The 23,174-nt window shown below is 59.8% G+C and carries 20 protein-coding genes, 1 tRNA gene and 1 pseudogene; 8 read left to right on the top strand and 14 right to left on the bottom strand.

All coding sequences use genetic code 11. The features are described 5' to 3' along the window. The first annotated feature begins 120 nt into the window (after window positions 1–120). Both NJC38_RS21190 and NJC38_RS21185 read left to right on the top strand, forming a co-directional pair. Window positions 121–1,026: a hydroxymethylglutaryl-CoA lyase gene (locus NJC38_RS21190; protein ID WP_253116968.1), complete on the top strand. Its 906-nt coding sequence runs from the start codon at window positions 121–123 to the stop codon at window positions 1,024–1,026. Between the two features lie 178 nt (window positions 1,027–1,204). After that, window positions 1,205–2,518, top strand: a complete 1,314-nt coding sequence (locus NJC38_RS21185) for a diguanylate cyclase (RefSeq protein ID WP_253116967.1) — start codon at window positions 1,205–1,207, stop codon at window positions 2,516–2,518. A gap of 250 nt (window positions 2,519–2,768) precedes the next feature. Here the strand turns inward: NJC38_RS21185 and NJC38_RS21180 are convergent, their stop codons facing one another. The 4 genes from NJC38_RS21180 to NJC38_RS21165 all read right to left on the bottom strand — a co-directional run bounded on the left by NJC38_RS21180 (window position 2,769) and on the right by NJC38_RS21165 (window position 5,661). Continuing rightward, window positions 2,769–3,539, bottom strand: coding sequence for an NERD domain-containing protein (locus NJC38_RS21180; protein ID WP_253116966.1), 771 nt, complete (start codon window positions 3,537–3,539; stop codon window positions 2,769–2,771). Window positions 3,540–3,632: 93 nt separating this feature from the next. Beyond that, window positions 3,633–3,929, bottom strand: a complete 297-nt coding sequence (locus tag NJC38_RS21175) for a transcriptional regulator (RefSeq protein WP_253116965.1) — start codon at window positions 3,927–3,929, stop codon at window positions 3,633–3,635. 43 nt (window positions 3,930–3,972) lie between these two features. Continuing rightward, complete coding sequence (locus tag NJC38_RS21170; protein WP_253116964.1) at window positions 3,973–5,145, bottom strand: Fic family protein; 1,173 nt, start codon at window positions 5,143–5,145, stop codon at window positions 3,973–3,975. A gap of 81 nt (window positions 5,146–5,226) precedes the next feature. Further along, window positions 5,227–5,661 (bottom strand): hypothetical protein, encoded by a 435-nt coding sequence (locus NJC38_RS21165; RefSeq protein WP_253116963.1) that lies wholly within the window; start codon window positions 5,659–5,661, stop codon window positions 5,227–5,229. A gap of 183 nt (window positions 5,662–5,844) precedes the next feature. Between NJC38_RS21165 and NJC38_RS21160 the strand changes: the two genes are divergently transcribed. The 3 genes from NJC38_RS21160 to NJC38_RS21150 all read left to right on the top strand — a co-directional run bounded on the left by NJC38_RS21160 (window position 5,845) and on the right by NJC38_RS21150 (window position 6,966). Beyond that, window positions 5,845–6,150 (top strand): helix-turn-helix transcriptional regulator, encoded by a 306-nt coding sequence (locus tag NJC38_RS21160; RefSeq protein ID WP_253116962.1) that lies wholly within the window; start codon window positions 5,845–5,847, stop codon window positions 6,148–6,150. Window positions 6,151–6,437: 287 nt separating this feature from the next. Continuing rightward, the gene (locus tag NJC38_RS21155) at window positions 6,438–6,671 is read left to right on the top strand and encodes a type II toxin-antitoxin system Phd/YefM family antitoxin (RefSeq protein WP_366856289.1); all 234 of its coding nucleotides are present in this window, start codon (window positions 6,438–6,440) and stop codon (window positions 6,669–6,671) included. A gap of 10 nt (window positions 6,672–6,681) precedes the next feature. After that, entirely contained in the window at window positions 6,682–6,966 is a 285-nt protein-coding gene (locus tag NJC38_RS21150; protein WP_253116960.1) for a type II toxin-antitoxin system RelE/ParE family toxin, read from the top strand. A gap of 172 nt (window positions 6,967–7,138) precedes the next feature. On the opposite strand, the gene NJC38_RS21145 is transcribed toward NJC38_RS21150, so the two are convergent. The 5 genes and pseudogenes from NJC38_RS21145 to rpsU all read right to left on the bottom strand — a co-directional run bounded on the left by NJC38_RS21145 (window position 7,139) and on the right by rpsU (window position 13,798). Continuing rightward, window positions 7,139–7,215 (bottom strand) — tRNA-Ile (locus tag NJC38_RS21145). A gap of 16 nt (window positions 7,216–7,231) precedes the next feature. Next, a pseudogene (locus NJC38_RS21140) lies at window positions 7,232–8,938 on the bottom strand (EAL domain-containing protein); the annotation flags it as partial. Window positions 8,939–9,312: 374 nt separating this feature from the next. Further along, a complete protein-coding gene (rpoD, locus tag NJC38_RS21135) occupies window positions 9,313–11,160 on the bottom strand; it encodes an RNA polymerase sigma factor RpoD (protein WP_045484316.1) in 1,848 nt (615 codons plus the stop codon). Between the two features lie 67 nt (window positions 11,161–11,227). Then, window positions 11,228–13,204 carry a DNA primase gene (gene dnaG / locus NJC38_RS21130; RefSeq protein WP_253116959.1) on the bottom strand — a complete coding sequence of 659 codons (1,977 nt, stop codon included), beginning with the start codon at window positions 13,202–13,204 and terminating at the stop codon, window positions 11,228–11,230. Window positions 13,205–13,582: 378 nt separating this feature from the next. After that, window positions 13,583–13,798: a 30S ribosomal protein S21 gene (gene rpsU / locus NJC38_RS21125; protein ID WP_003255575.1), complete on the bottom strand. Its 216-nt coding sequence runs from the start codon at window positions 13,796–13,798 to the stop codon at window positions 13,583–13,585. Window positions 13,799–14,034: 236 nt separating this feature from the next. Between rpsU and tsaD the strand changes: the two genes are divergently transcribed. Beyond that, window positions 14,035–15,060 (top strand): tRNA (adenosine(37)-N6)-threonylcarbamoyltransferase complex transferase subunit TsaD, encoded by a 1,026-nt coding sequence (tsaD, locus tag NJC38_RS21120; protein ID WP_045484309.1) that lies wholly within the window; start codon window positions 14,035–14,037, stop codon window positions 15,058–15,060. A gap of 49 nt (window positions 15,061–15,109) precedes the next feature. Here the strand turns inward: tsaD and plsY are convergent, their stop codons facing one another. Then, window positions 15,110–15,679, bottom strand: coding sequence for a glycerol-3-phosphate 1-O-acyltransferase PlsY (plsY, locus tag NJC38_RS21115; RefSeq protein ID WP_045484306.1), 570 nt, complete (start codon window positions 15,677–15,679; stop codon window positions 15,110–15,112). A gap of 74 nt (window positions 15,680–15,753) precedes the next feature. Here plsY and folB point away from each other — a divergent pair, with 74 nt between their 5' ends. Both folB and folK read left to right on the top strand, forming a co-directional pair. Next, window positions 15,754–16,107, top strand: coding sequence for a dihydroneopterin aldolase (folB, locus tag NJC38_RS21110; RefSeq protein ID WP_045484303.1), 354 nt, complete (start codon window positions 15,754–15,756; stop codon window positions 16,105–16,107). Further along, window positions 16,098–16,664 carry a 2-amino-4-hydroxy-6-hydroxymethyldihydropteridine diphosphokinase gene (gene folK, locus NJC38_RS21105; RefSeq protein WP_253116958.1) on the top strand — a complete coding sequence of 189 codons (567 nt, stop codon included), beginning with the start codon at window positions 16,098–16,100 and terminating at the stop codon, window positions 16,662–16,664. The genes folB and folK overlap by 10 nt, the downstream gene beginning before the upstream one ends. 77 nt (window positions 16,665–16,741) lie before the next feature. On the opposite strand, the gene NJC38_RS21100 is transcribed toward folK, so the two are convergent. The 4 genes from NJC38_RS21100 to NJC38_RS21085 all read right to left on the bottom strand — a co-directional run bounded on the left by NJC38_RS21100 (window position 16,742) and on the right by NJC38_RS21085 (window position 23,025). Beyond that, window positions 16,742–17,983, bottom strand: a complete 1,242-nt coding sequence (locus tag NJC38_RS21100; protein ID WP_253116957.1) for a multifunctional CCA addition/repair protein — start codon at window positions 17,981–17,983, stop codon at window positions 16,742–16,744. A 131-nt stretch (window positions 17,984–18,114) separates the two neighbouring features. Further along, entirely contained in the window at window positions 18,115–19,680 is a 1,566-nt protein-coding gene (locus NJC38_RS21095) for a SpoVR family protein (protein WP_045484293.1), read from the bottom strand. Further along, complete coding sequence (locus NJC38_RS21090; RefSeq protein WP_045484290.1) at window positions 19,677–20,948, bottom strand: YeaH/YhbH family protein; 1,272 nt, start codon at window positions 20,946–20,948, stop codon at window positions 19,677–19,679. The genes NJC38_RS21095 and NJC38_RS21090 overlap by 4 nt, the downstream gene beginning before the upstream one ends. A gap of 154 nt (window positions 20,949–21,102) precedes the next feature. Beyond that, entirely contained in the window at window positions 21,103–23,025 is a 1,923-nt protein-coding gene (locus NJC38_RS21085; protein WP_045484288.1) for a PrkA family serine protein kinase, read from the bottom strand. Window positions 23,026–23,174: the final 149 nt, after the last annotated feature.

Below are 23,174 nucleotides of genomic sequence, written 5' to 3'. Positions count from 1 at the left end.
TGTAGGCGGTCACCCGCGGCCTTGTCACCGCTGCGCAGGACCGGGCGGGCGGCGATCCGCTTTAGCCGGGAAGCCTTCGCGGCTAAAGCCGCTCCTACGGGATGCGCCAGGGAGATCATCATGAACCTGCCGCAACACGTTCGGCTGGTCGAAGTCGGCCCCCGCGACGGGCTGCAGAACGAAGCCCGGCCCATTGCCGTGGCTGACAAGGTCCGGCTGGTCGATGACCTGTCGGCGGCCGGGCTGGGGCATATCGAGGTGGGCAGTTTTGTCTCGCCCAAATGGGTGCCACAGATGGCCGGCAGCGCCGAGGTATTTGCCGGTATCCACCCGCGAGCCGGCGTAACGTACAGCGCCCTGACCCCGAACCTGCGCGGCCTTGAAGCCGCCATTGAAGCCGGAGTGCGCGAAGTGGCAGTGTTTGCTGCCGCCTCCGAGTCGTTCTCGCAGCGCAATATCAACTGCTCGATCAGTGACAGCCTTGAGCGCTTCGTACCGGTCATGCAACTGGCCGCGCAGCAGGGTATCCGCGTGCGCGGTTACGTGTCCTGTGTGCTGGGTTGCCCTTACGAGGGTGATATCGCGCCGACCGCCGTGGCGAATGTCAGCAAGGCGCTGCTGGATATGGGCTGCTATGAAATCTCGCTGGGCGACACCATCGGCGTTGGTACGGCCACGGCCACCCGCCGGTTGCTCGACGTGGTGGGGCGGGTGGTGCCACGTGAGCAACTGGCCGGGCATTTTCATGACACCTATGGCCAGGCGCTGACCAATATCTACGCCAGCCTGCTCGAAGGTATGGCGGTGTTCGACAGCTCCGTGGCCGGCCTGGGCGGTTGCCCCTATGCCAAGGGCGCGACCGGCAATGTCGCCAGCGAAGACGTGGTTTATCTGCTTAATGGGCTTGGCATTGAAACCGGCATTGAACTTCGAGCGCTGGCCGAGGCGGGGCAGCGAATCTGTACCTTGCTGGGGCGGGTCAATGGCTCGCGGGTGGCGACGGCGTTGCTGGCGAATAGTTGTTAACGCCAAACAGCGATGCTGTGAGTCAACGTCCAGAGTGCGCACCGGTTCTCGAAGCAAGCGGGCTGGCCTACATGTTTTGCAAAGCGTGACTAGACTGTGAGCAAACGTGCACGTAGCGATGCGGCCGTTTACCACGGCCCTTTGGCTGGGGCGGTCCGTTGCAGACATGGAGGTAGATGTGCCGTTAGCGCAGGATGAGTCGCTGGAAATTCTGGTGGTCGACGACCAGCAAGATATCCGTGAAGAAATGGTCGAGCTGCTGGAAGACCTGGATCGGCCCGTACGCTGCGCCGGTTCCGGGGACGAGGCGCTGGAATGTGTGAGCCGGGGCAACATCGGCCTGGTCCTGATGGATGTCGAGATGCCGCGCATGGGCGGTTTCGAAGCTGCCCGGCGCATGCGCGCCGAGCCGCAAAGCCGTTACACGCCGATCATCTTCATTTCCGGGTTGCGCCAGACCGATGCCGTGCTCAATGAGGGCTATACCTCCGGCGCGGTGGATTTTCTGACCAAGCCGGTACAACCGGCGGTCCTGTTGCACAAGGCCAGGATATTGCTGGAACACGAACAATACCGGCGCAGCCTGCTGCGGCTGACCCAGCAACTGGAACAGGAGCGCGCCTTCAACGCCTCGATCCTCGACAACACCGCCGAGGGTATTCTGGTGGTCGGTGATGACGGCCGGGTGCGTTACGCCAACCCGGCCATCACCCGCATGCTCGGCTGTTCCAGTGAAGAACTGCAAGGCAGCGACCTGCTGTCGTGGGTCGAGTCGCCGCACGAAAACAACTGGCAGACCTCGGTGTTCCATGACTCGCGGCAACGCGGCGATAACCTGCGCCTGCACGACGCCAACCTGCGCGGCCGGGACGGTAGCAACATCCCGGTGGCGATGTCCTGCTCGCCGTTACCGGGCGAGCAACAGAGCATGACCGTGCTGGCAGTGGACATGTCGGTGGTTCGTGACCTGCACCGGCAACTGGAGCTGCAGGCAATCACCGATGCCCTGACCGGCCTGCTCAACCGTCGTGGCTTCATGCAGGCACTGCACGGCGCCGTGTCCCGCACCCAGCGCACCGGCTCGCTGAGCGCCTTGCTGTATCTGGACCTCGATGGCTTCAAACTGATCAACGACACCCTGAGCCATGAAAAGGGCGACGAAGTGCTGCGCTGGGTCAGCGTCCAGATGCAAGCCTGCCTGCGCCCCTATGACCGCCTGGCGCGCATTGGCGGCGATGAGTTCGCGGTGATCGTCGACAGCATGCACACCCCGGCCGACGCGGCGGCCATTGCGCAGAAACTGATCGAACAGGTCACGGTGGATGAGGGACCGTTTCGCCTGGGTGCGAGCATCGGGATTGCATTTATCCCGTCCAGCGGCAACCACGTTGAAGACATCCTGCGTGCGGCCGATGCGGCGATGTACGCTGCCAAGCGCGGGGGCAAGGGCCAGTACCGGTTTCATGAGACGGTAGATAATGTGATTACTTGATTTGGCCCAGCCTCGGTTAGACCGGTGGGAGATTCTATGGTCTAGGGGAAGCCCTTCAGTCTTGTTGTGAATGTTCCACAGCATTCGTCGGCTGAGCCGACTCCCACCGAGTTAGCGTCGTACCTACTACTTGAGCACGGCACACACTCGGTGGGAGCTGGCTTGCCAGCGAAGACGTCGGCACATTCGAAACAGATGCAGTGCCTTCAACGGCCTCTTCGTCGGAGTGCCGCCCAGACCAGGGTTGCTCCTACATACGCTGTGTGATTCGGCACTTCGGAAACGCTGTGCAGCCCCAGAACTGCTCTCCTGCATTCGCGCCGGATTTAACCGCGCGAATCACCAGCGCATTGCCACACTTGGGACACTGCCGCTCAGCCCCCGGATCACTGCGCCGCTTGAGGTTCTGCACATGCTCACGATGAGTGGCCAGGGTCGGCGCGCGGCGACCGGTTTGCAGCCTTTGCAGCATGGCATCGACTTCCACCTCGCTGAACACCGGCTGCCGGAATGATTTGATATAGCGGAAAAAACCGCCGCCCTGCGTCACGTTGGCAGGCATTGGGGTTTTGAAGGTACTGGCGCCGACAAAGGTAATGACCGAATGCAGATGCTCGGGGCCGACCTCAAGGGTGGCCTCCAGCGCTTTCAGATGTTTGTAGTTCTGCCGCAACGGGTTCTGGAATTTGAACGTGCGTTGGTAGATTTTCTGCGTCCACTGCGGCTGGTGCTCACCGCCGAAAATCCAGCCCTTCATGTTCTTGGTCTCCAGCACAAAGATGCCGTAGGCCGAGACAAAGATATGGTCGATTTGTGTAGTGCCGTCGGGTGTGTCGAGCGTGATGTTATGCAGCCGATGGTAGGCTTGCTTGTCCAGTCGCCAGTGGGCAGCCAGACGCACCAGCCACTCGCCAAAATGCCCTTTGGCCCATGGCGACCTGAGCAGAATGACTAATAACGCGAACGGAACAAGCCAGCTCAATGTGCCCCAGAGCTGGGCGATGACAGGGGTGAAGTCCATTTTCTGACCGTTTAATGATCCTTGTGAGGCTGGATCTTAACGGAAGGCTGGGTGATGGCGCGATGATGTTGTAGCGAGCGGCTTGCGGACTATTCAGGCAAGGGCTGCCAACTGTGCCAAGGTCTCGGGATACTGCTGAACCAGTCGGATCAACGTGGTCGCTTGCGCATTCGGCTTGGCCCGACCCTGTTCCCAGTTCTCCAGCGTACGCGGGTTGGTGCGCAGGTACATGGCAAACACCGGGCGGGACATATTCAGTTGCTGGCGGATTTCCACGAGTTCGCCGCTGGTGAGTGCCCGGAGCGTAGGCAGTGGGGTCGGCTTGTGTTGTCGTTCGCGCGCGAGCGCATCAAAGCCTTCGACCAGCTCCGCAAAAATGTCTCGTTTCATTGGCTGTCCTTGCATCGATTTTGGTTTGTAGCAGTAATGCCGATCACTTAAGCGCGCTGCCACTCAGTGGGCTTGCCGGCGAAGGTTGCGGTAAGTCCGCAGCAATCTGATAACGAGTACTACGCCCACCACCCGGCAGCCGCACAAGACAGCCCTTTTCCATCAGGTCACTCAAGTGCCGTGTGGCGGTAGCCTTGGAAACCTTGGCAACGGCCTGGTATTGCGCTGCACTGATGCCCTCTTCAAAGCCCCGCTCACCACCATCGAGCAGGCGGTTAAGCACTTTGATTTGCTCTGCCGACAGGGCCTGATCACGATGCGCCTGCCAGAAGCGGGCCTTGGCCAGTACCCGATCGATCCGGGCCAAGGCTTGTTCCAGGCTGTTCAGCAGCGTGCTCAGGAACCATTGCAGCCACGCGGTGATATCCAGGCTGCCTTTCTGGCTGGCCTCAAGAATGCGGTAGTAACCGGCGCGATCTTCCAGAATGCTCGCCGACATTGCATAAAAGCGGATGGCCTGCTGCTCGCTTTGGGCCAGGGCCAGGTCGGTGATGGTGCGCGTCAGGCGGCCATTGCCGTCATCGAACGGGTGAAGGGTGACAAACCAGAAATGGGCGATACCGGCGCGTAGCAACGGATCAAGCTGGCTATCGCTGCGGCTGTTCTCGAACCACGCAAGAAACGTATCCAGTTGCTGCTCCAGTCCCTCACGAGGTGGCGCCTCAAAGTGCACGGTAGGCCGATCAAGCCGGCCGGAGACAACCTGCATCGGCTCATGGCCGCGCAACGTGCCGATACCGAGCGGGCGAGCTAACAATCCCTCATCAACCGGGAACAGCCAGCGGTGCCAGGCAAACAGCCGCTGCAGATCAAGCGGTTGTGAAGACGTGCCGGTGGCATCCACCAGCAACTCGGCCAACCCTTCAGAGCGAGGCGACACCGGACCTTGCTCGTTAATGCCCAAGCGCCGGGCCAGAGAGGAACGCACCGAGCCAGCATTCAACTGCTCGCCCTCAATGGCTGACGAGGCAATGATATTGCGCAACATGGCATCCAGACGGCTCTGCGCCTCGGCATCCGCACTGACGGCACCGACCATACCGAGCAAACGACCCTGAGCCATCGTGCAGGCACGCAGCAGCGGCGCCAGTGTGTCGGCTTGCCAATTAAAATGCGGCCATTGGGGCTGCTGCCAGATCCAGAAGGGGGCCTGCATAGCATTCTCGCTCATGAGCCGATTAGAGAGCCTATTCGGCTCATCGAATGAGCTGATAGTGCTGGATATTCGGCTCACTGTCTAACGTACATCCGCAACAGCCAACTGCTCACGTATCTCACTAGCCGTTAAACCTCGGGTTTCCACCATCATGCCCGGCGCCCGAATCCTGGCAATCTCCGCATCGGTCAGCCCGAGACTGCGCAAACTGTCCGCCCAACGCTGCAAGCGAGCCGGTGCCGTATGTCGCGCATTCGGCCCTTTGGCGCGCAGGCAGGCTTTGCATGTGTCGTCAGGAGAAGGCCGGTTGGCCCAAGTGCCGGGGCGTCGGTACTCGAACAGACCGCAGTCGCATCGGCATAGCCAGACCGTGCCTTTGCCGGAGCGGCTGGAGCGATACCAGGCGATTGCCGTCAGGGTGCCGCGACGCTTGCCGGTGTGATCGGCGGCGTTGTCGGGGCGGGGTGAGAGGGTGGGTAGATGGTTGAGAGTGATTGGGGATATGTGATGGCTCATGAACTCCTCCTTGGATGGACGATGAGGATGGCTAAGCGCTTTTGATCTTGGGGGCGAGAAGCACAGCCGAGGAATATGCATTAAAAAAACAAAATAGGGTGTATAGACCCGATTGGGGTCAGTATAGGTACTTCTGCTGGATGCGTGCAACCTGTCCAATACTCTCTTTTGCGAGCGGGTAGCATGGAAATTCAGCAGGCCTTTGGCCTTGTTTTCGAGCGGATACGAAAACGGCACGGCGTGACGAAAGAGCAATTCCTCGGCATCGCGAATCCGAAGTACGTACGGACGCTGGAGCAAGGCGTGGTTAACCCAAGCCTGGGCAAGGTTTGGCAGATGAGCGCGAAGCTAGAGGTACCGGCAGAGATTCTGATGGCACTGGCTGCCGGGGAGGCCGCTGGATTGACTGAGGAAGAGTCGATCAGGGTGCTTAAGGAAAATGCGGATAAGTATCTGGCTGATCGACAGGCGATTCTGGCTCGAAAGTGAGGTGTAGATAACGTGTCGCTGTTTTGGATTTTTGGCAACACATTGCCGAGTCATGTCGTTGGCGGCGCTGAGGGACTCGGCTCTGGCTGTGAGAAGTCCGGTGCTGGGTAGCGCCTTCAAGCATTCCATCCGTCGAAACAGGCAACAATATGCATTGTTATACGCATAATATGGCGTATATTGAATGGGCACATCCCAAGCCCATTACGACCTACGAAGATGAATCGAGGTAAAAGCGCATGAGTTCACTCTTAAACCGGGCTGATCAAGCGGTATCCGCTACGGCAATGGTTCGAGGCTTCAGTGCGAAACTCAAGGAGGTTACAAGCGGCGAAGTAACCCACCTGGTAATTTTCAAGGATAACGAGCCAGCGGCAGTCTTGGTGGGTGTTGATGCCTATCAGGCCTTGCAAGATGAGCTCGAAGACCTTCGCTCTGAACGCATCGCCATTGAACGCTTGTCCAGGCTGGACAACCAAAACACAGTGAGCCTTGAGGATATGGAGGCTCTCTTCGAGTAGGCAGCGGTCAATGAATTGGAATGTTCGGTTTCTCGACGAAGTTAAGCAGGACCTGACCCATTTAGGTCATGCAGAAGCAAAAAGGGTCCTCAAGGTAATCCGAGAGCGGATCGCTGAAGGCGAGCCGGATAAGATTGGGAAGCCCCTGAGGGGGGTTCTTGCTGGCTACCGCCGGATTCGCACGGGCGACGTTCGTATCATCTACAGGATCGAGGGCAGTGAAATTGTCCTGGTCTCGTGCGTAGGTGCTCGGCGGGATGATGAAGTGTATGAGGCTGCCAGTAGGCGAATCTGATCCAAACAAACCCGCTTCGGCGGGTTTTTTTATAGCCACTCTGCATGATCCATATGTCATAGATCAGATGATTGCAGGGGAAGGTGCGAAAGAAACGGGGATGAAACGGGGAAAAATAGGGCTTCGAAAACACAAATGGCTTGCGCCTATTCAGCGCAAGCCATTGATTTTCTGGTGGGCCCACACGGACTCGAACCGTGGACCAAAGGATTATGAGTCCTCTGCTCTAACCAACTGAGCTATAGGCCCTTTTGCAGGTCGCGGATTATAACGGTGCTTGGCGGGCGGCACCATCGGCATTTTCCAAAAACCTCGTTACAACACATTTTTCCTGAAAATCCTCCGCCGCCAGCGGGGCGCCGATGAGTGGCCCCTGGAGCTGCCGGCAGCCTTCCGCTTCCAGCACCCGCCGTTGTTCCGGGGTTTCGATGCCTTCGGCGATGACGGTCAGTTGCAGGCTATGGCCCAGGGCGATGATGGCGCGGACGATGGCGGTGTCGTGGCGGTCTTCGGGCAGGCTGCGGATGAAGCTGCGGTCGATTTTCAGGGCGTCCAGCGGCAGGCGTTTAAGGTAGCCCAGTGAGGAATGGCCGGTGCCGAAGTCGTCGATCGCCAGGCGGATGCCCAGGCGTTTGAGGCTGTGCAGCACGCTGAGGGTGTGTTCGGGCTGGTTCATGATGCTTTGTTCGGTGATTTCCAGTTGCAGGCTGGCAGGTTTCAGGCGAAAGGCGCTGAGCAGTTGCAGAATCCGCTCGGGCAGTTGCGGCTGGCGCAGTTGGGCGCTGGTCAGGCTGATGGCCAGCGGGCCGAAGCCGGGTTGTTGTTTTTGCCAGTGCTGCAGTTGTCGGCACGCGGCTTCCATCAGCCATTCGCCGATCTGGCGGCTGCTGCCGCTGGCTTCGGCCAGTGGCATGAAGTGTTCGGGCGTCAGCAGGCCGAGTTGTGGGTGGTTCCAGCGCAGTTGCACGGCGGCGCCGCTCAGGCGCTGGTCGGGCAGGCTGATGCGCGGCTGGAAGCTCAGGCTTAGCTGGTGGTTGTCGATGGCCTGTTGGAGTTGCTGTTCCAGGGCGATGCGCTCGCGGCGGCGTACGCTGAGGTCGTGGCTGTAGCGTTCCACGCAGTTACGGCCTTTGGCTTTGGCGCGGTACATGGCGGCATCGGCGTTCTTGAGCAGGGTGGGACTGTCCAGGCCGTCATCGGGGAACAGGCTGATGCCGATGCTGGCGCCGATCACCAGTTGGTGTTCGCCAGCGGGCAGGGGCGTTTGCAGGCCGGTCAGCAGTTTGTTGGCGATGCTCTGGGCGTCGCTGGCTTGTAGCAGGCCGGGCAACAGAACCACGAATTCGTCGCCGCCCAAGCGGGCCACGGTATCGATGTCACGCAGGTTGTCTTTGAGGCGCTGGGCCAGACTTTTTAGCAGCAGGTCACCGACGGCGTGGCCGAGGGTGTCGTTGACGGGTTTGAAGCGGTCCAGGTCGATGAACAGCACCGCGCCGAGGCTGGCGGAGTCCTGGCTGTGTTGCAGGGCGCTGCTCAGGCGGTTTTCGAACAGGGTGCGGTTGGGCAGACCGGTCAGCGGGTCGTGGTGGGCCTGGTGGTCGAGGCGGGCGGCGGAGCGTTTGAGGTCGGAGATGTCGGCAAACACAGCGATGAAGTGGCTGATAGTGCCGTCGGCGTCGCGTTGGGTGTTGATGCTCAGCCAGCTGGGGTAGGTGTCACCGTTCTGGCGGCGGTTGCAGATTTCGCCTTGCCATTGGCCTTCGGCGTTGAGCTTGTGCCACATGGCAGCGAAGAACGCGCTGTCGTGCTGGCCGGAGGCGAGCAGGCGGGGTGTCTGGTTGAGGGCTTGTTGTTCGCTGTAGCCGGTGATGATGCTGAACGCCGCGTTGACCGCCAGGATGCGCTGGCGGGTGTCGGTGATCATTACCGCAGCGGTACTGTGTTCAAAGGCCGTGGCGGCGAGCTGGAGGCGTTTGTCTGGCTCGTGGGCCAGTGCGGCAGGTAAGGGTGCCGGGGAACTGTCGATTGACGGGCAAGCGTCGAGGTCGAGTATAAGTCCATGCATGAATGCACATCCTTGTTGAAGCGGGCGAGTGAGGCCGGCTACAACAGGGGGCCGGTGCGCACAGGTTTTTTGCCCGTGGCGTACATAGGTGTAGGACATATTTGCCGGGCTTGCCGGGTAAATGATGATTGGTGGGATTGGGGAGGTATGTAAGAGCTGCTTTGCTGCGAAGCTTCGCGGATAAAACGGATCGCCGCCCGGCCGGTCCTACAGGGTTATGGGTAGGGCTCAGAAACGCAAAACCCCCGGCAAGCCGGGGGTTCTGGTGAACGCTGAAGCGCTTACTCGTCCAGGAACGAGCGCAGGTGCTCGCTACGGGTCGGGTGGCGCAGCTTGCGCAGCGCCTTGGCTTCGATCTGACGGATACGCTCACGGGTCACGTCGAATTGCTTGCCGACTTCTTCCAGCGTGTGGTCGGTGTTCATGTCGATACCGAAACGCATACGCAGGACTTTGGCTTCGCGGGCGGTGAGGCCCGACAGCACTTCGCGGGTGGCTTCCTTGAGGCTCTCTACGGTCGCCACGTCAATTGGCGACTGCATGGTGGAGTCCTCGATGAAGTCGCCCAGATGCGAATCTTCGTCGTCACCGATCGGGGTTTCCATGGAGATCGGCTCTTTGGCGATCTTCAGTACCTTGCGGATCTTGTCCTCAGGCATTTCCATGCGCTCGCCCAGCTCTTCCGGGGTCGGTTCACGACCCATTTCCTGCAGCATCTGCCGGGAAATACGGTTGAGCTTGTTGATCGTTTCGATCATGTGCACCGGAATACGGATGGTGCGCGCCTGGTCGGCAATCGACCGGGTGATGGCCTGACGGATCCACCAGGTGGCGTAGGTCGAGAACTTGTAGCCGCGACGGTATTCGAACTTGTCCACCGCCTTCATCAGACCAATGTTGCCTTCCTGGATCAGGTCGAGGAATTGCAGACCACGGTTGGTGTACTTCTTGGCGATGGAGATCACCAGACGCAGGTTCGCCTCGACCATTTCTTTCTTGGCGCGGCGGGCCTTGGCCTCACCGATCGACATGCGACGGTTGATGTCCTTGATTTCAGCAACGGTCAGGCCGGTTTCTTCTTCAAGGTCGCGCAGCTTCTGCTGGCAACGCTTGATGTCAGGCTGGAAGCGCACAATGGCTTCGCCATGCTTGCTCTTGCTGTTGGCCAGCGAGTCGCTCCAGGCCAGGTCAACTTCGTTGCCAGGGAACTGGCGCAGGAAGTCGGCACGTGGCATGCGGGCATCACGCACACACAGTTGCATGATGGCGCGCTCTTGGGCACGCAGGCGCTCCAGAGCACCACGGACGCGTTCGACCAGCACTTCGAATTGCTTCGGCACCAGCTTGATCGGCATGAACAGATCAGCCAGGGCCAGCATTTCAGCGATGGCCTGCTTGTCGTCACGGCCTTTTTTCAGGGCCTTGAGGGCGATTGCCAACTGGTCGGCAACAGCACCGAAACGCTGCTGGGCAACGACCGGGTCCGGACCGCTCTCGGCCTCTTCCTCGTCGTCGCCGCTTTCGGACTCTTCGTCTTCGTCGTCGTCACCTTCGGCAGCCTTGGCGGTCTTTTCGTCCATTGGCGGCGGCACTTCGGCTGGCGGCGCAATGCCGTCATCCGGGTCGATGTAGCCGCTCAGGACGTCGGACAGCCGACCGCCTTCGCTGGTGACGCGAGTGTATTCGGAGAGGATGTATTCGACGGTGCCAGGGAAATGGGAGATAGCGCCCATGACTTCCCGGATACCTTCCTCGATGCGTTTGGCGATTTCGATCTCGCCTTCGCGGGTCAGAAGCTCGACCGTACCCATTTCGCGCATGTACATGCGCACCGGGTCGGTGGTGCGGCCGATGTCGCTTTCTACCGCCGCCAACGCTGCGGCGGCTTCTTCAGCGGCTGCTTCGTCGGTGTCGGCATCGGCCAGCATGAGGGCGTCTGCATCCGGAGCACTCTCGTGGACCGGGATCCCCATGTCGTTGATCATGCGGATGATGTCTTCCACCTGCTCAGGATCTGAAATATCCTCAGGCAAGTGGTCGTTGACCTCTGCGTAAGTCAGATACTTCTGCTCACGACCCAGGGTGATCAACTCTTTAATACGAGACTGCTGTTGCGCTTTTCCGGACATAACACCCTATCCACTGAAGGTCTTGGCGGGCAAAAAACAAGCCGAGGATTATACCCGAGCTAGGACCTCACGCGCCAGTTGAGGTCGGGTTTTGTGTCTGCTCTTTGCGACAAAGCAGACTCAAGAGCTGGATTTTTTCATCTGCAGTCAGCCCGGTCTGCTTTTCCTTGGTGATCAAACGGTCCAGGAGTCGCTCGCGTTGGCGGGCGGTTAACCTAGTTATAGTGTCGAAAAACTGTTGTTCAAGGTTGTCGGCCTCGATCAACCATTCCTTTTCGGCCAGTGCGCGCAGCAAACGGCCCTGTTCGGTGCCGTGCCAGCGGGCTATCAACTGTAACGACCGCAACCCCGGATTCTTTTGCCGGGCTTCGATCAAAGCGACCAGCAGCTGCGCCTGGAAATTGTCTTCATCGGCAAACCGGCTCGCATTGTCGACCTTTTCGGCCAGTTCCGGGTGGTGCAGCAAGGTGCGCAGGGCGGTCTGCATCGGTTGCTCGACCGTAACCGGCGTGCGCGGCTTGCGTTGTTCAAAGTCCTGACCCTGGCCTTTCTTGTTCCAGGGCTTGCCGTCCCATTTTTTCTGATTCTGACGACCGGCACCGCCGCGACCTCTGGGCGGCGTCCACTGCGGCTCCTGATCGTAGGCTTCATAGCCGCCCGCCGGAGCAAAGTCGGCGTAGTCAGGCATGCCGTTGTAGTCAGCATGGCTGTCATGGGCCGGCATGCTCTGCGCCGGGGCATTGTGCGCCATCTGGCTCATGGCCTCGCCGCTGAGCCCGGTAATCTCGCTAAGGCGCTGGCGCATCAGGGTGCGCAGGTTGGCGCCGGGGACTTTTTCGATCAGCGGCGCGGCCAGCGTTACCAGGTGTGCCTTGCCCTCCAGTGAGCGCGGATCGGCCTCATGGGTCAGTTGTTCGAAAAAGTAATCAGCCAGCGGTTGTGCATGCTGGTTGATCCGCGCCTTGAAGGCGTCCGTGCCTTCGGCGCGCACCAAGGTGTCCGGGTCTTCGCCTTCGGGCAGAAACAGAAAGCGTGCCTTGCGCCCGTCCTGCAGGCTCGACAGCGTCGCTTCCAGTGCGCGCCAGGCGGCATTGCGACCGGCCTGGTCGCCGTCGAAGCAAAACAATACGCTGGGCACCACGCGAAACAGCCGCTTGAGGTGTTCTTCGCTGGTGGCGGTGCCCAGCGTGGCGACGGCATTGCGCAAGCCTTGCTGGGCCAGGGCGATGACGTCCATGTAGCCCTCGACGACGATGATTTCGTCGAGGTTGCGATTGAATTTGCGCGCCTCATACAGGCCGTACAGTTCCTGGCCTTTGTGAAACACCGGGGTTTCCGGTGAGTTCAGGTACTTGGGCTTGTCGTCGCCGAGCACCCGGCCACCAAAGGCGATCACCCGACCTCGGCTGTCGCGGATCGGAAACATCACCCGGTCGCGGAAGCGGTCGTAACGCTTGCCGGTCTCGGTGTTTTCGATCAGCAGTCCTGCGTCGATCATCACCTTCTGTTGCAGGCTGTCACTGCTCAGGTGTTTGTAGAGGTTGTCCCAGCCGGGTGGGGCAAAGCCCATGCCGAAGTCGCGGGCGATTTCACCCGACAGGCCGCGGCCTTTGAGGTAATCGACGGCAGCTTTGCGCGCCGGGTGGTTTTTGAGTGCCTGGCGGTAGAACTCGGCGGCGGCTTCCAGCAACGGGTACAGCGGCGAATCGGTTGGCTGGCGCGGTTTCTGGCCGCGCACGCTCTGCTCGCGCGGCACTTCCATGCCGGCGGCCTTGGCCAGTTCTTCGACAGCCTGGGGAAAATCCAGGTTGTCGTGGTCCATGATGAAGCCCAGCGCGTTACCGCCCGCGCCACAACCGAAGCAGTAGTAGAACTGCTTGTCGGGGCTGACGCTGAACGACGGGCTCTTTTCCTTGTGGAACGGGCAGCAGGCCACATGGTTTTTGCCGGCCTTCTTGAGTTGCACGCGCGAACTCACCACGTCGACGATATCGGTGCGGTTCAGGAGGTCGTCAATGAAACTCTGGGGAATCAACCCGGCCATGGCGTTCTCATCAGGCGAAATGCGGTGTTACAGCGCTCGTCATTGTGCGGTATGAATGACGTCAATGCACTCGGCCCTGATACGACAGGGAGCTTTGTTGAGGTGCTTTTTTGAAAGATGCGCTTGAGCCGGCCCTGGTGTGGCCGGTTGAAACGTAGCCCCGTTGGCTTTAAGCGAGAAAAGTCGCGAGGGCATAACGTCTTTGTGCGTTGAAGCGCTTTACAGGAAAACGCATCGCACGGCCTGGAGTCAGGCTGGAAGTGCGCTGACCAAACCCGCTTGCTCAGGCAATGCCTGGTGGGTTTTGTCAGTAAACAACAACTGCCGACAGCCCGGCTTATGGCCGGGCAAGGCAGAAGCTTGCGGCGTCAGTCTGTATTAGTACAGACGAACGGCGCGGCGCTGTTCGCGCTGAACTTTCTTGGCGTGACGCTTTACGGCTGCCGCTGCTTTGCGCTTACGCTCTGCAGTTGGCTTCTCGTAGAATTCACGGCTGCGAACTTCAGCCAGAACACCGGCTTTTTCGCAGGAGCGCTTGAAACGACGCAGAGCTACGTCGAAGGGTTCGTTCTCTTTTACTTTGACGGCTGGCATCCAGAGCTACCTTCATTCATTACCGGGGGGCAACGCTTCGTGCAAACGTTGCACTGAATACGTCGGTTTTTAAGGGTTGCGGATGTTACCCCTTCGTCAGCAGGAATGCAAAGCCTCTGATCGAAAAGCACTGGTCGGCATGCAGGTCGGCGACTATGATGCGCGCCTTCTTGAGGCTGAGCGCTCAGGCTTTTGCGCGGTCTCGTCAAGTTTGCCCCCCTGAAAAGGCGCACCCCATGCTAGTACTGGGATTAGAAACTTCCTGCGATGAAACCGGCGTCGCATTATACGACAGCGAGCGCGGCCTGCTGGCCGACGCGCTATTCAGCCAGATCGACCTGCACCGGGTGTATGGCGGTGTGGTGCCCGAGCTGGCCTCGCGCGATCACGTCAAGCGCATGCTGCCGCTGATTCGTCAGGTGCTGGCCGAAGCCGACTGCGTGGCCACCGATATCGACGCCATTGCCTACACGGCCGGCCCCGGGCTGGTCGGCGCGTTGCTGGTCGGTGCGTCGTGTGCGCAAGCGCTGGCGTTTGCCTGGGACATTCCGGCGCTGGGCGTGCATCACATGGAAGGCCATCTGCTGGCACCGATGCTTGAAGCCCAGCCACCCGAGTTTCCGTTCGTTGCTTTGCTGGTTTCCGGTGGTCACACCCAACTGGTCCGGGTCGATGGCATCGGTGAATACGAACTGATGGGCGAGTCGCTGGATGACGCGGCCGGTGAAGCCTTCGACAAGACCGCCAAGATGATGGGCCTTCGCTACCCTGGCGGCCCGGAAATTGCCCATTTGGCGAGCAAAGGCGTGCCAGGGCGTTTTACTTTTCCGCGGCCGATGACCGATCGTCCGGGCCTGACGTTCAGCTTCAGCGGCCTGAAAACCTCGGCGCTCAACACCTGGCAGCAGTGCCAGGCGTCTGGCGACGACAGCGAACAAACCCGTTGCGACATCTCGCTGGCCTTCCAGCAGGCGGTGGTGGACACTTTGACCATCAAGTGCAAGCGGGCACTCAAACAGGCCGGGCTCAAGAGCCTGGTGATCGCCGGTGGTGTGAGCGCCAACAAGGCGCTGCGTGCGTCGCTGGAGAGCATGCTGGGTGAGATGAACGGCCAGGTTTTCTACGCACGGCCACAGTTCTGTACGGACAACGGCGCGATGATCGCCTATGCCGGCTGCCAGCGGTTGCTGGCCGGGCAGAAGGAAGGGCTTGGGATCAGTGTTCAGGCCCGCTGGCCGATGGAGCAGTTGCCGAGCCTGTGAGCGGGCGACGTGCAGCGGTTTCGGTGCTGATCAATTTTCATACGGGCATTCAAAAATGTCGTTCGCGTCCTTCGAGCAGGTCGCGTAGATTGCCGCGATGACGCCAGACAATCAGCAGGGTCAGGACGCTGACTGGCAGCAGCACTCTGGGTTCCTGCCAGGCCAGCAGTGGCAGGGTCAGGGGCGTGGCGATCAATGCCGCCAGCGAGCTGGTGCGGGTCAGATGAAAGGTCAGTAGCCAGATGAGCGCAGCCAGCAAGGCCGCCGGCGGATACAGCCCGAGCAGCATGCCGGCGGCGGTGGCGACACCCTTGCCACCCTGAAAGCGGAAGTACAGCGGAAACAGATGCCCCAGCACCGCGCAGACACCGATCCAGGCCTGCTCGTTGTGGCTCAGGCCGCAGTAGTCGGCGATCAGCACAGGCAACAGGCCTTTGCAAAGATCGCCCGCCAGCGTCAGGATGGCGAGTTTCTTGCCGGCCAGGCGCAGCATGTTGGTTGCCCCGGCGTTGCCTGAGCCGCTGGCACGTGGGTCCGGGCTGCCAGTGAGGCGGCTGAGCAGGATGGCGAAGGACAGTGAGCCGAGCAGGTAGGCGAATATCGCCAGTAACCAAAACATGCTAACCATTCCGGGCGAGGATGCCCTGATTCTAACGGCGCATCGCGCCCTTGTCGTGCAGTGGAGAGTAGTGCTTGGACAGAGTGTTCATCGAAGGGCTGGAAGTTGACACCGTCATCGGCGCCTACGATTGGGAGCGCAGCATTCGTCAGTGCCTGCGTCTGGACTTGAGTTTCGCCTGGGATAACCGCCCGGCAGCCGAGAACGACGACCTGAGCAAGGCACTGGATTACGCCAGTGTGTCCGAGCGCATCCAGGCTTTTGCTGCGCAGAGCCAGTTCCAGTTGGTCGAGACGTTTGCCGAACGGCTGGCCGAGGTGTTGATGAGTGAGTTCAACATTCCGTGGTTGCACATCAAACTGACCAAGCCCGGCGCCGTTGCCGCCGCCAAGGGTGTGGGCGTGGAGATCGAGCGCGGATGTCGCTGACGCGGATTTTCCTGGGCCTGGGCAGCAATATCGAGCGCGAACGGCACCTGGCAGCCGGGCTTGATGCCCTGGCCGGGTTTCTTACCGACCTGAGTTGCTCGCCCGTGTTCGAAAGCCATGCGGTGGGGATCAAGAGCGGGCCGTTCATCAATCTGGTGGTTTCGGCGCTGACTGATCTGCCGCTGATTGAACTGGACCGCCGGTTGAAATTCATCGAGGCAGATAACGGCCGTTACGCGCCTGATCGCGTCGGTTTGCCGCTGGATATCGACGTGTTGCTGTACGGTGATCTGGTCGGCAATTTCGACGGGCTGATCCTGCCGCGCGCTGAAATTCTCAAAAATGCCTTTGTCTTGTGGCCGTTGTCATTGATCGCCCCGGAGCGTGTGCATCCGGGAACTGGGCAGTCGTTTGTCGAGCTCTGGGCCGGCGCCCAGATCGACCAGCAATTGTGGCCGGTGGCGTTTGAATGGCGGGGGCAGGCTTTGACGCCACCGGAGCTGCTTGAGACCGCTCTGTCGCACGGTAAACACGGCGCATCGCAGGAGCCGCTTTAGCGGCGAAGCCTTCGCGGCTGAAGCCGCTCCTACGGGGGCAGATGTTTACCGCAAGAGCAGCCGGGCGGCGCTCTGTTTCAGCCCTGAAGTCCTTGCTGATACTCGGCCTTGTAGATCTTCAGCCGATCCAGCCTTGCTTCTTTCAGCGCATTGCCCAGTTCCTGGCCTTTGAGGCCTTTTTCCAGTAGCGGTTGTACCGACACGGCGCGTGCGGTTTCGGCGGCGCCCTGCAGGTAGCTTGCCTGTGGATAATCGCGCTGTTCGAACCCCAGCCGGCCGCGAGCGTCCATTTCGCAGGCGCAGATAAACTCCTGGAACCGCTGCGGGCGCCGGTACACGTCGAAGCTCTGCAGCAGCTCCAGCAGGGTCGAGGGCTTGAGTTCCAGTGCCCGGTGGCCAAGGGTATGGTACTGGCCGACCAGCAGCGCCAGTTCCTGGCATTCTCGCGGCGCGCGCAGGCGTTCGTTGAGCGCCTTGATCAGCGGCAGGCCGGTGTGTTCATGGGCGATGTGGCGGGGCCATTCGCTTTCCGGGGTGACGCCTTTGCCCAGGTCATGCAGCAAGCAGGCCCAGCGTACGCTCAGTGGTTGCTGGTGCCGTGCGGTCTGTTGCAAAACGCTCAGTACATGCTCACCGGTGTCGATCTCGGGGTGATGTGCCTCGGGCTGCGGTACGCCAAACAAGGCTTCGACCTCTGGCATCAGTTCTTTGAGCGCGCCGCAGTCGTGCAGCACACGAATGAACACCTCAGGGTGGTCCTCCATCAGGGCGCGGGAGATTTCTTTCCAGCTGCGCTCCGGCGTCAGTGCCTGAAGTTCGCCCGACTCGCTGAGCTGACGCATCAGGTCCATGGTTTCGGGCGCGATGCTGAACCCATGACCGGCGTAACGTGCCGCAAAGCGGGCGACGCGCAGCACGCGCAGCGGATCTTCGGCAAAGGCCGGGGACACATGACGGAGTATGCGGGCTTCAAGGTCGTGCTGGCCGCCGTAGGGGTCGGTCAGGTTGCCGTCCTTGTCTTCGGCCATCGCGTTAATGGTCAGGTCGCGACGGATCAGGTCCTGTTCCAGCGTAACCTCGGGGCTGGCATGAAAGACGAAGCCGCCGTAGCCGACCCCGCTCTTGCGCTCGGTACGCGCCAGGGCATGTTCTTCACCGGTCAGGGGATGGAGGAATACCGGAAAGTCCGTGCCCACCGGGCGATAGCCCTTGATCAGCATTTCGTCGCTGGTCGCGCCCACCACGACCCAGTCGATATCGGTGACGGGTTGCCCCAGCAAGCGGTCGCGCACGGCGCCGCCGACTTTATAGATCTGCATAAGAACCTCCGTAAGCCCGACAGGATAAACCCTGTGTGGGGCTGACGGAGGTTAAAAGTGCATGACGATCTTTCTGAAACCTCCCAAAACGACCTGCTGGCTGCCTCGCTTAGGTTGTTGCAGCCGCCCTTTCAGAGGTGGTGGACCACCGCCAGATCCAGGCGCGGGTATTCGCTTTCGGCACCCTCGCCACGGGGCGGCACGTGATGGGTCTTGACCACCTGGTCGCCCTGCAGGGTTTCCAGATGCACGTCAAAGCCCCACAGGCGATGCAGGTGCTTGAGTACCTCGTCAGTGGACTCGCCCAGCGGCTTGCGGTTGTATTGCTGATGGCGCAGGGTCAGCGAGCGGTCGCCGCGTCGGTCGATGCTATAGATCTGCACATTGGGTTCGCGGTTGCCGAGGTTGTACTGCGCGGCCAGGGTTTCGCGGATGGTGCGGTAACCGTCCTCGTCATGAATGGCCGGCACCAGCAGTTCATCTTTCTGGTCGTCGTCCATGATGCTGAACAGCTTCAGGTCGCGCATGACCTTGGGTGACAGGTACTGGAGGATGAAGCTCTCGTCCTTGAAGCTGCTCATGGCGAACTTGATGGTGCTCAGCCAGTCGCCACCGGCAATGTCCGGGAACCAGCGGCGGTCTTCTTCGGTGGGGTTCTCGCAAATTCGGCGGATATCCTGAAACATCGAGAAGCCCAGGGTGTAGGGATTGATACCGCTGTAATAGGGGCTGTCAAAACCCGGCTGATAGATCACGCTGGTGTGCGATTGGAGGAACTCGAACATGAAGCCGTCGGTGACCAGGCCCTCGTCGTAGAGGTCGTTGATCAGTGTGTAGTGCCAGAAGGTCGCCCAGCCTTCGTTCATCACCTGGGTCTGGCGCTGTGGATAGAAGTACTGCGCGATCTTGCGCACGATGCGCACCACCTCACGCTGCCAGGGCTCCAGCAATGGGGCGTGTTTCTCGATGAAGTAGAGGATGTTTTCCTGCGGCTCGGCCGGGAAGCGGGCGTTGTCTGACTGGCTGTTTTTCCCTGCGTTTTTCGGGATGGTGCGCCACAGGTCGTTGATCTGCCGTTGCAGGTGTTCTTCACGGTCTTTTTGCCGGCGGCGCTCTTCCTCGGCGGAGATCGGATACGGCCGCTTGTAGCGGTCCACGCCGTAGTTCATCAGTGCGTGGCACGAGTCGATCAGGTCTTCGACGGCATCGATACCGTGGCGTTCTTCGCACTGAGTGATGTACTGCTTGGCGAACACCAGATAATCGATGATCGAGCTGGCATCGGTCCAGGTGCGAAACAGGTAGTTGCCCTTGAAGAAACTATTGTGCCCGTAGCAGGCGTGGGCCACCACCAGTGCCTGCATGCAGATGGTGTTCTCTTCCATCAGGTAGGCGATGCACGGGTCGGAGTTGATGACGATCTCGTAGGCCAGGCCCATTTGCCCGCGGGAATAGGATTTCTCGGTGCTCAGGAACTGCTTGCCGTAGGACCAGTGATGGTAGCCCAGCGGCATGCCGACCGAAGCGTAGGCGTCCATCATCTGTTCGGCAGTAATAACCTCGATCTGGTTGGGGTAGGTGTCCAGGGCGTAACGGTCGGCAATACGGCTGATTTCACGGTCGTAGGCCTGGATCAGTTCGAATGTCCACTCTGACCCCGTGGAGAGGGGCTGGCGTTTCTGATCTCTAGCGGTCATGTCACTAACCTGCGCTGGAAGAGTTCACGGAATACCGGGTAGATATCACCGGCGGAAACCAGTTGCTGTTGGGCGAAGGTGTCGGCGAACTCTTCGCCGATGCGTTCGTATTCGAACCACAGTGCCTGGTGCTCGCGCGGGGTGATCTCCACGTAGGTGTAGTACTGCACGAACGGCATGATCTGCTTGGTGAGAATTTCCCGGCAAATGGGCGAGTCGTCGTTCCAGTTGTCGCCATCGGAAGCCTGTGCGGCGTAGATGTTCCACTCGCTGGCCGGGTAGCGCTCGGCCATGATCTCCTGCATCAGTTTCAGAGCGCTGGAAACGATGGTGCCGCCGGTTTCGCGTGAATAGAAAAACTCTTCTTCGTCGACTTCCCGGGCACTGGTGTGGTGACGGATGAACACGACTTCGATCTTGTCGTAGTTACGCTTGAGAAACAGGTACAGCAGGATGAAGAAGCGCTTGGCGACGTCCTTGGTGGCCTGGGTCATGGAGCCGGATACGTCCATCAGGCAGAACATCACGGCCTTGGAGCTGGGGTTGGGTTGCTTGACCAGCAGGTTGTATTTGAGGTCAAAGGTATCCAGGTAAGGAACGCGACGAATACGGCCCTTGAGCCGTTCTATTTCTGTTTCAAGTTCCTGGATATCGCCGAAGTTGTCCGGCTCTTCCAGCTTGATTCGCTCAAGTTCAGCCTGGGCCTGCTTGAGCTTGGCGCGGCTGCTGCCGGACAGCGCAATGCGCCGCGCATGAGCCGAGCGCAGGGTGCGGATGATGTTGATGCGTGAAGGGTTGCCCTCGTTGCTGATCCCTGCACGTACGGTCTTGAAGGTGTCGGTGCCGGTAAGGTTGCGCTTGACCAGATTGGGCAGCTCGAGGTCTTCGAACATGAACTCCAGAAACTCTTCCTGAGTGATCTGGAACACGAACTCGTCCATGCCTTCGCCGCTGTTGCTGGCCTTGCCGGCCCCTTTACCGGCGCCACCGCCTTGCGGCCGGGCGATGCGCTCGCCTGCGGTGAATTCCTTGTTGCCGGGATGCACCACGGTCTGTTTGCCGCCGCGCCCGTGGTGCAGCACTGGCTCGTCGATATCGCGGCCAGGAATGCTGATCTGTTCGCCATGTTCCATATCGGTGATGGAACGACGGCTGACGGCTTCTTCCACCGCCTTCTTGATGTGGTCACGGTAACGCCGCAGGAAACGCTGGCGGTTCACCGTGCTCTTGTTCTTGCCATTGAGGCGTCGGTCGATCACATAGCTCATACGGGCCCCTTAGGGGAGCTGCAAGCTCCAAGCTACAAGCTGCAAGTTAGACTGTCGAAACGCCGGCTTCACGCGACCATCGGTCAGTGCGTCGAACCTGTGAGGACGACGCACTGACGTGCTGGCCACTCGAAGCTTGTCGCTTGTGGCTGTCTTATTGCGATTTGCGTACGCGCAGGTACCACTCGGAGAGTAGCCGTACCTGTTTGTCGGTGTAGCCCCGCTCGACCATTCGAGTGACGAAGTCGTTGTGTTTCTGTTGGTCCTCTTTGCTGGCTTTGGCGTTGAAGCTGATGACCGGCAGCAGGTCTTCGGTGTTGGAGAACATTTTCTTCTCGATCACCACCCGCAGCTTTTCATAGCTCAGCCAGGTCGGATTCTTGCCATTGTTGTTGGCCCGCGCACGCAGGACGAAGTTGACGATTTCGTTACGGAAATCCTTCGGATTGCTGATGCCGGCCGGTTTCTCGATCTTTTCCAGTTCTTCGTTGAGGGCCACGCGATTGAGGATCTCGCCGGTTTCCGGGTCGCGATATTCCTGATCCTGAATCCAGAAGTCCGCATACAGCACGTAGCGGTCAAATATGTTCTGCCCGTATTCGCTGTAGGACTCAAGGTAGGCGGTCTGGATTTCCTTGCCGATGAACTCGATATAGCGCGGTGCCAGGTATTCCTTGATGAAGCGCAGATAACGCTCGCGGGTTTCGGCCGGGTATTGTTCCTGCTCGATCTGCTGTTCGAGCACGTACAGCAGGTGAACCGGGTTGGCAGCCACTTCATGCGGGTCGAAGTTGAACACTTTGGACAGGATCTTGAAGGCGAAACGGGTCGAAAGACCGGTCATGCCCTCATCGACACCGGCGCTGTCGCGGTACTCCTGAATCGACTTGGCCTTGGGGTCGGTGTCCTTGAGGTTTTCGCCGTCGTACACGCGCATCTTGGAGTAGATGTTGGAGTTCTCAGGCTCTTTGAGGCGCGACAGGGTGGTGAACTGCGCCAGCATCTTGAGCGTATCCGGCGCGCAGTGAGCGTTGGCCAGGGAGCTATTGATCAGCAGTTTCTCGTAGATCTTTATTTCATCGCTGACGCGCAGGCAGTACGGCACCTTGACGATGTAGATCCGGTCGATGAATGCCTCGTTGTTCTTGTTGTTACGGAAGCTGTGCCACTCCGACTCGTTGGAGTGAGCCAGCAGGGTGCCGTTGAACGGAATCGCGCCCAGACCTTCGGTGCTGTTGTAGTTACCTTCCTGGGTAGCGGTGAGCAGCGGGTGAAGGACCTTGATCGGCGCCTTGAACATCTCGACGAATTCCATCAGGCCCTGGTTGGCACGGCACAGCGCGCCCGAATAGCTGTAGGCGTCAGCGTCGTTCTGCGGGAATTCTTCAAGCTTGCGAATATCGACCTTGCCCACCAGGGCAGAGATGTCCTGGTTGTTCTCATCCCCCGGCTCGGTCTTGGCGATACCGATCTGGTTGAGAATCGAGGGGTAGAGTTTGACCACCTTGAACTGGCTGATGTCACCGCCGAATTCAGCCAGCCGTTTGGTGGCCCAGGGCGACATGATGGTGCTCAGGTAGCGACGCGGAATGCCGAAGTCCTCTTCGAGAATTTCGCCGTCCTCGGCTGCGTTGAACAGCCCCAGTGGCGACTCGAATACCGGCGAGCCCTTGATCGCATAGAAGGGCACTTTCTGCATCAGTTGTTTGAGTTTCTCGGCCAGGGACGATTTACCGCCGCCCACTGGACCCAGCAGATAGAGAATCTGTTTCTTTTCTTCCAGGCCTTGGGCGGCATGGCGGAAATACGACACGATCTGCTCGATGCACTCTTCCATTCCGTGGAAGTCGGCGAAGGCCGGGTAACGTCTGATGACCTTGTTGGAGAACACCCTCGACAGCCGCGAATTGGTGGAGGTGTCCACCAGTTCAGGTTCCCCAATGGCCATCAGCAGTCGCTCTGCTGCCGAAGCATAGGCGCTGCGATCCCGTTTGCAGAGCTCAAGGTACTCCTGTAATGAGAGCTCTTCCTGCCGTGTGGTTTCGAAGCGTTGTTGGAAGTGGCTAAAAATACTCATGACGTCACCTCGCTCGATACGTTGAGCCGGCGGCGGATCGTCAGTCGATGCTGGCGGCAGCTGAGTCTCCAGATGCCGTTACCCCCCAGAACACCATAAAAGTAACTACCGATGACCCACGCGCCGGTGTACCGGCTCTCCCCGGATTA

Origin of the sequence: Pseudomonas sp. 21LCFQ010, from assembly GCF_024129905.1 — a bacterium.
GTDB lineage: Bacteria > Pseudomonadota > Gammaproteobacteria > Pseudomonadales > Pseudomonadaceae > Aquipseudomonas.
Note: the sequence above shows the minus strand (reverse complement) of the source record. Positions and strands in the feature narration are given on the sequence as shown.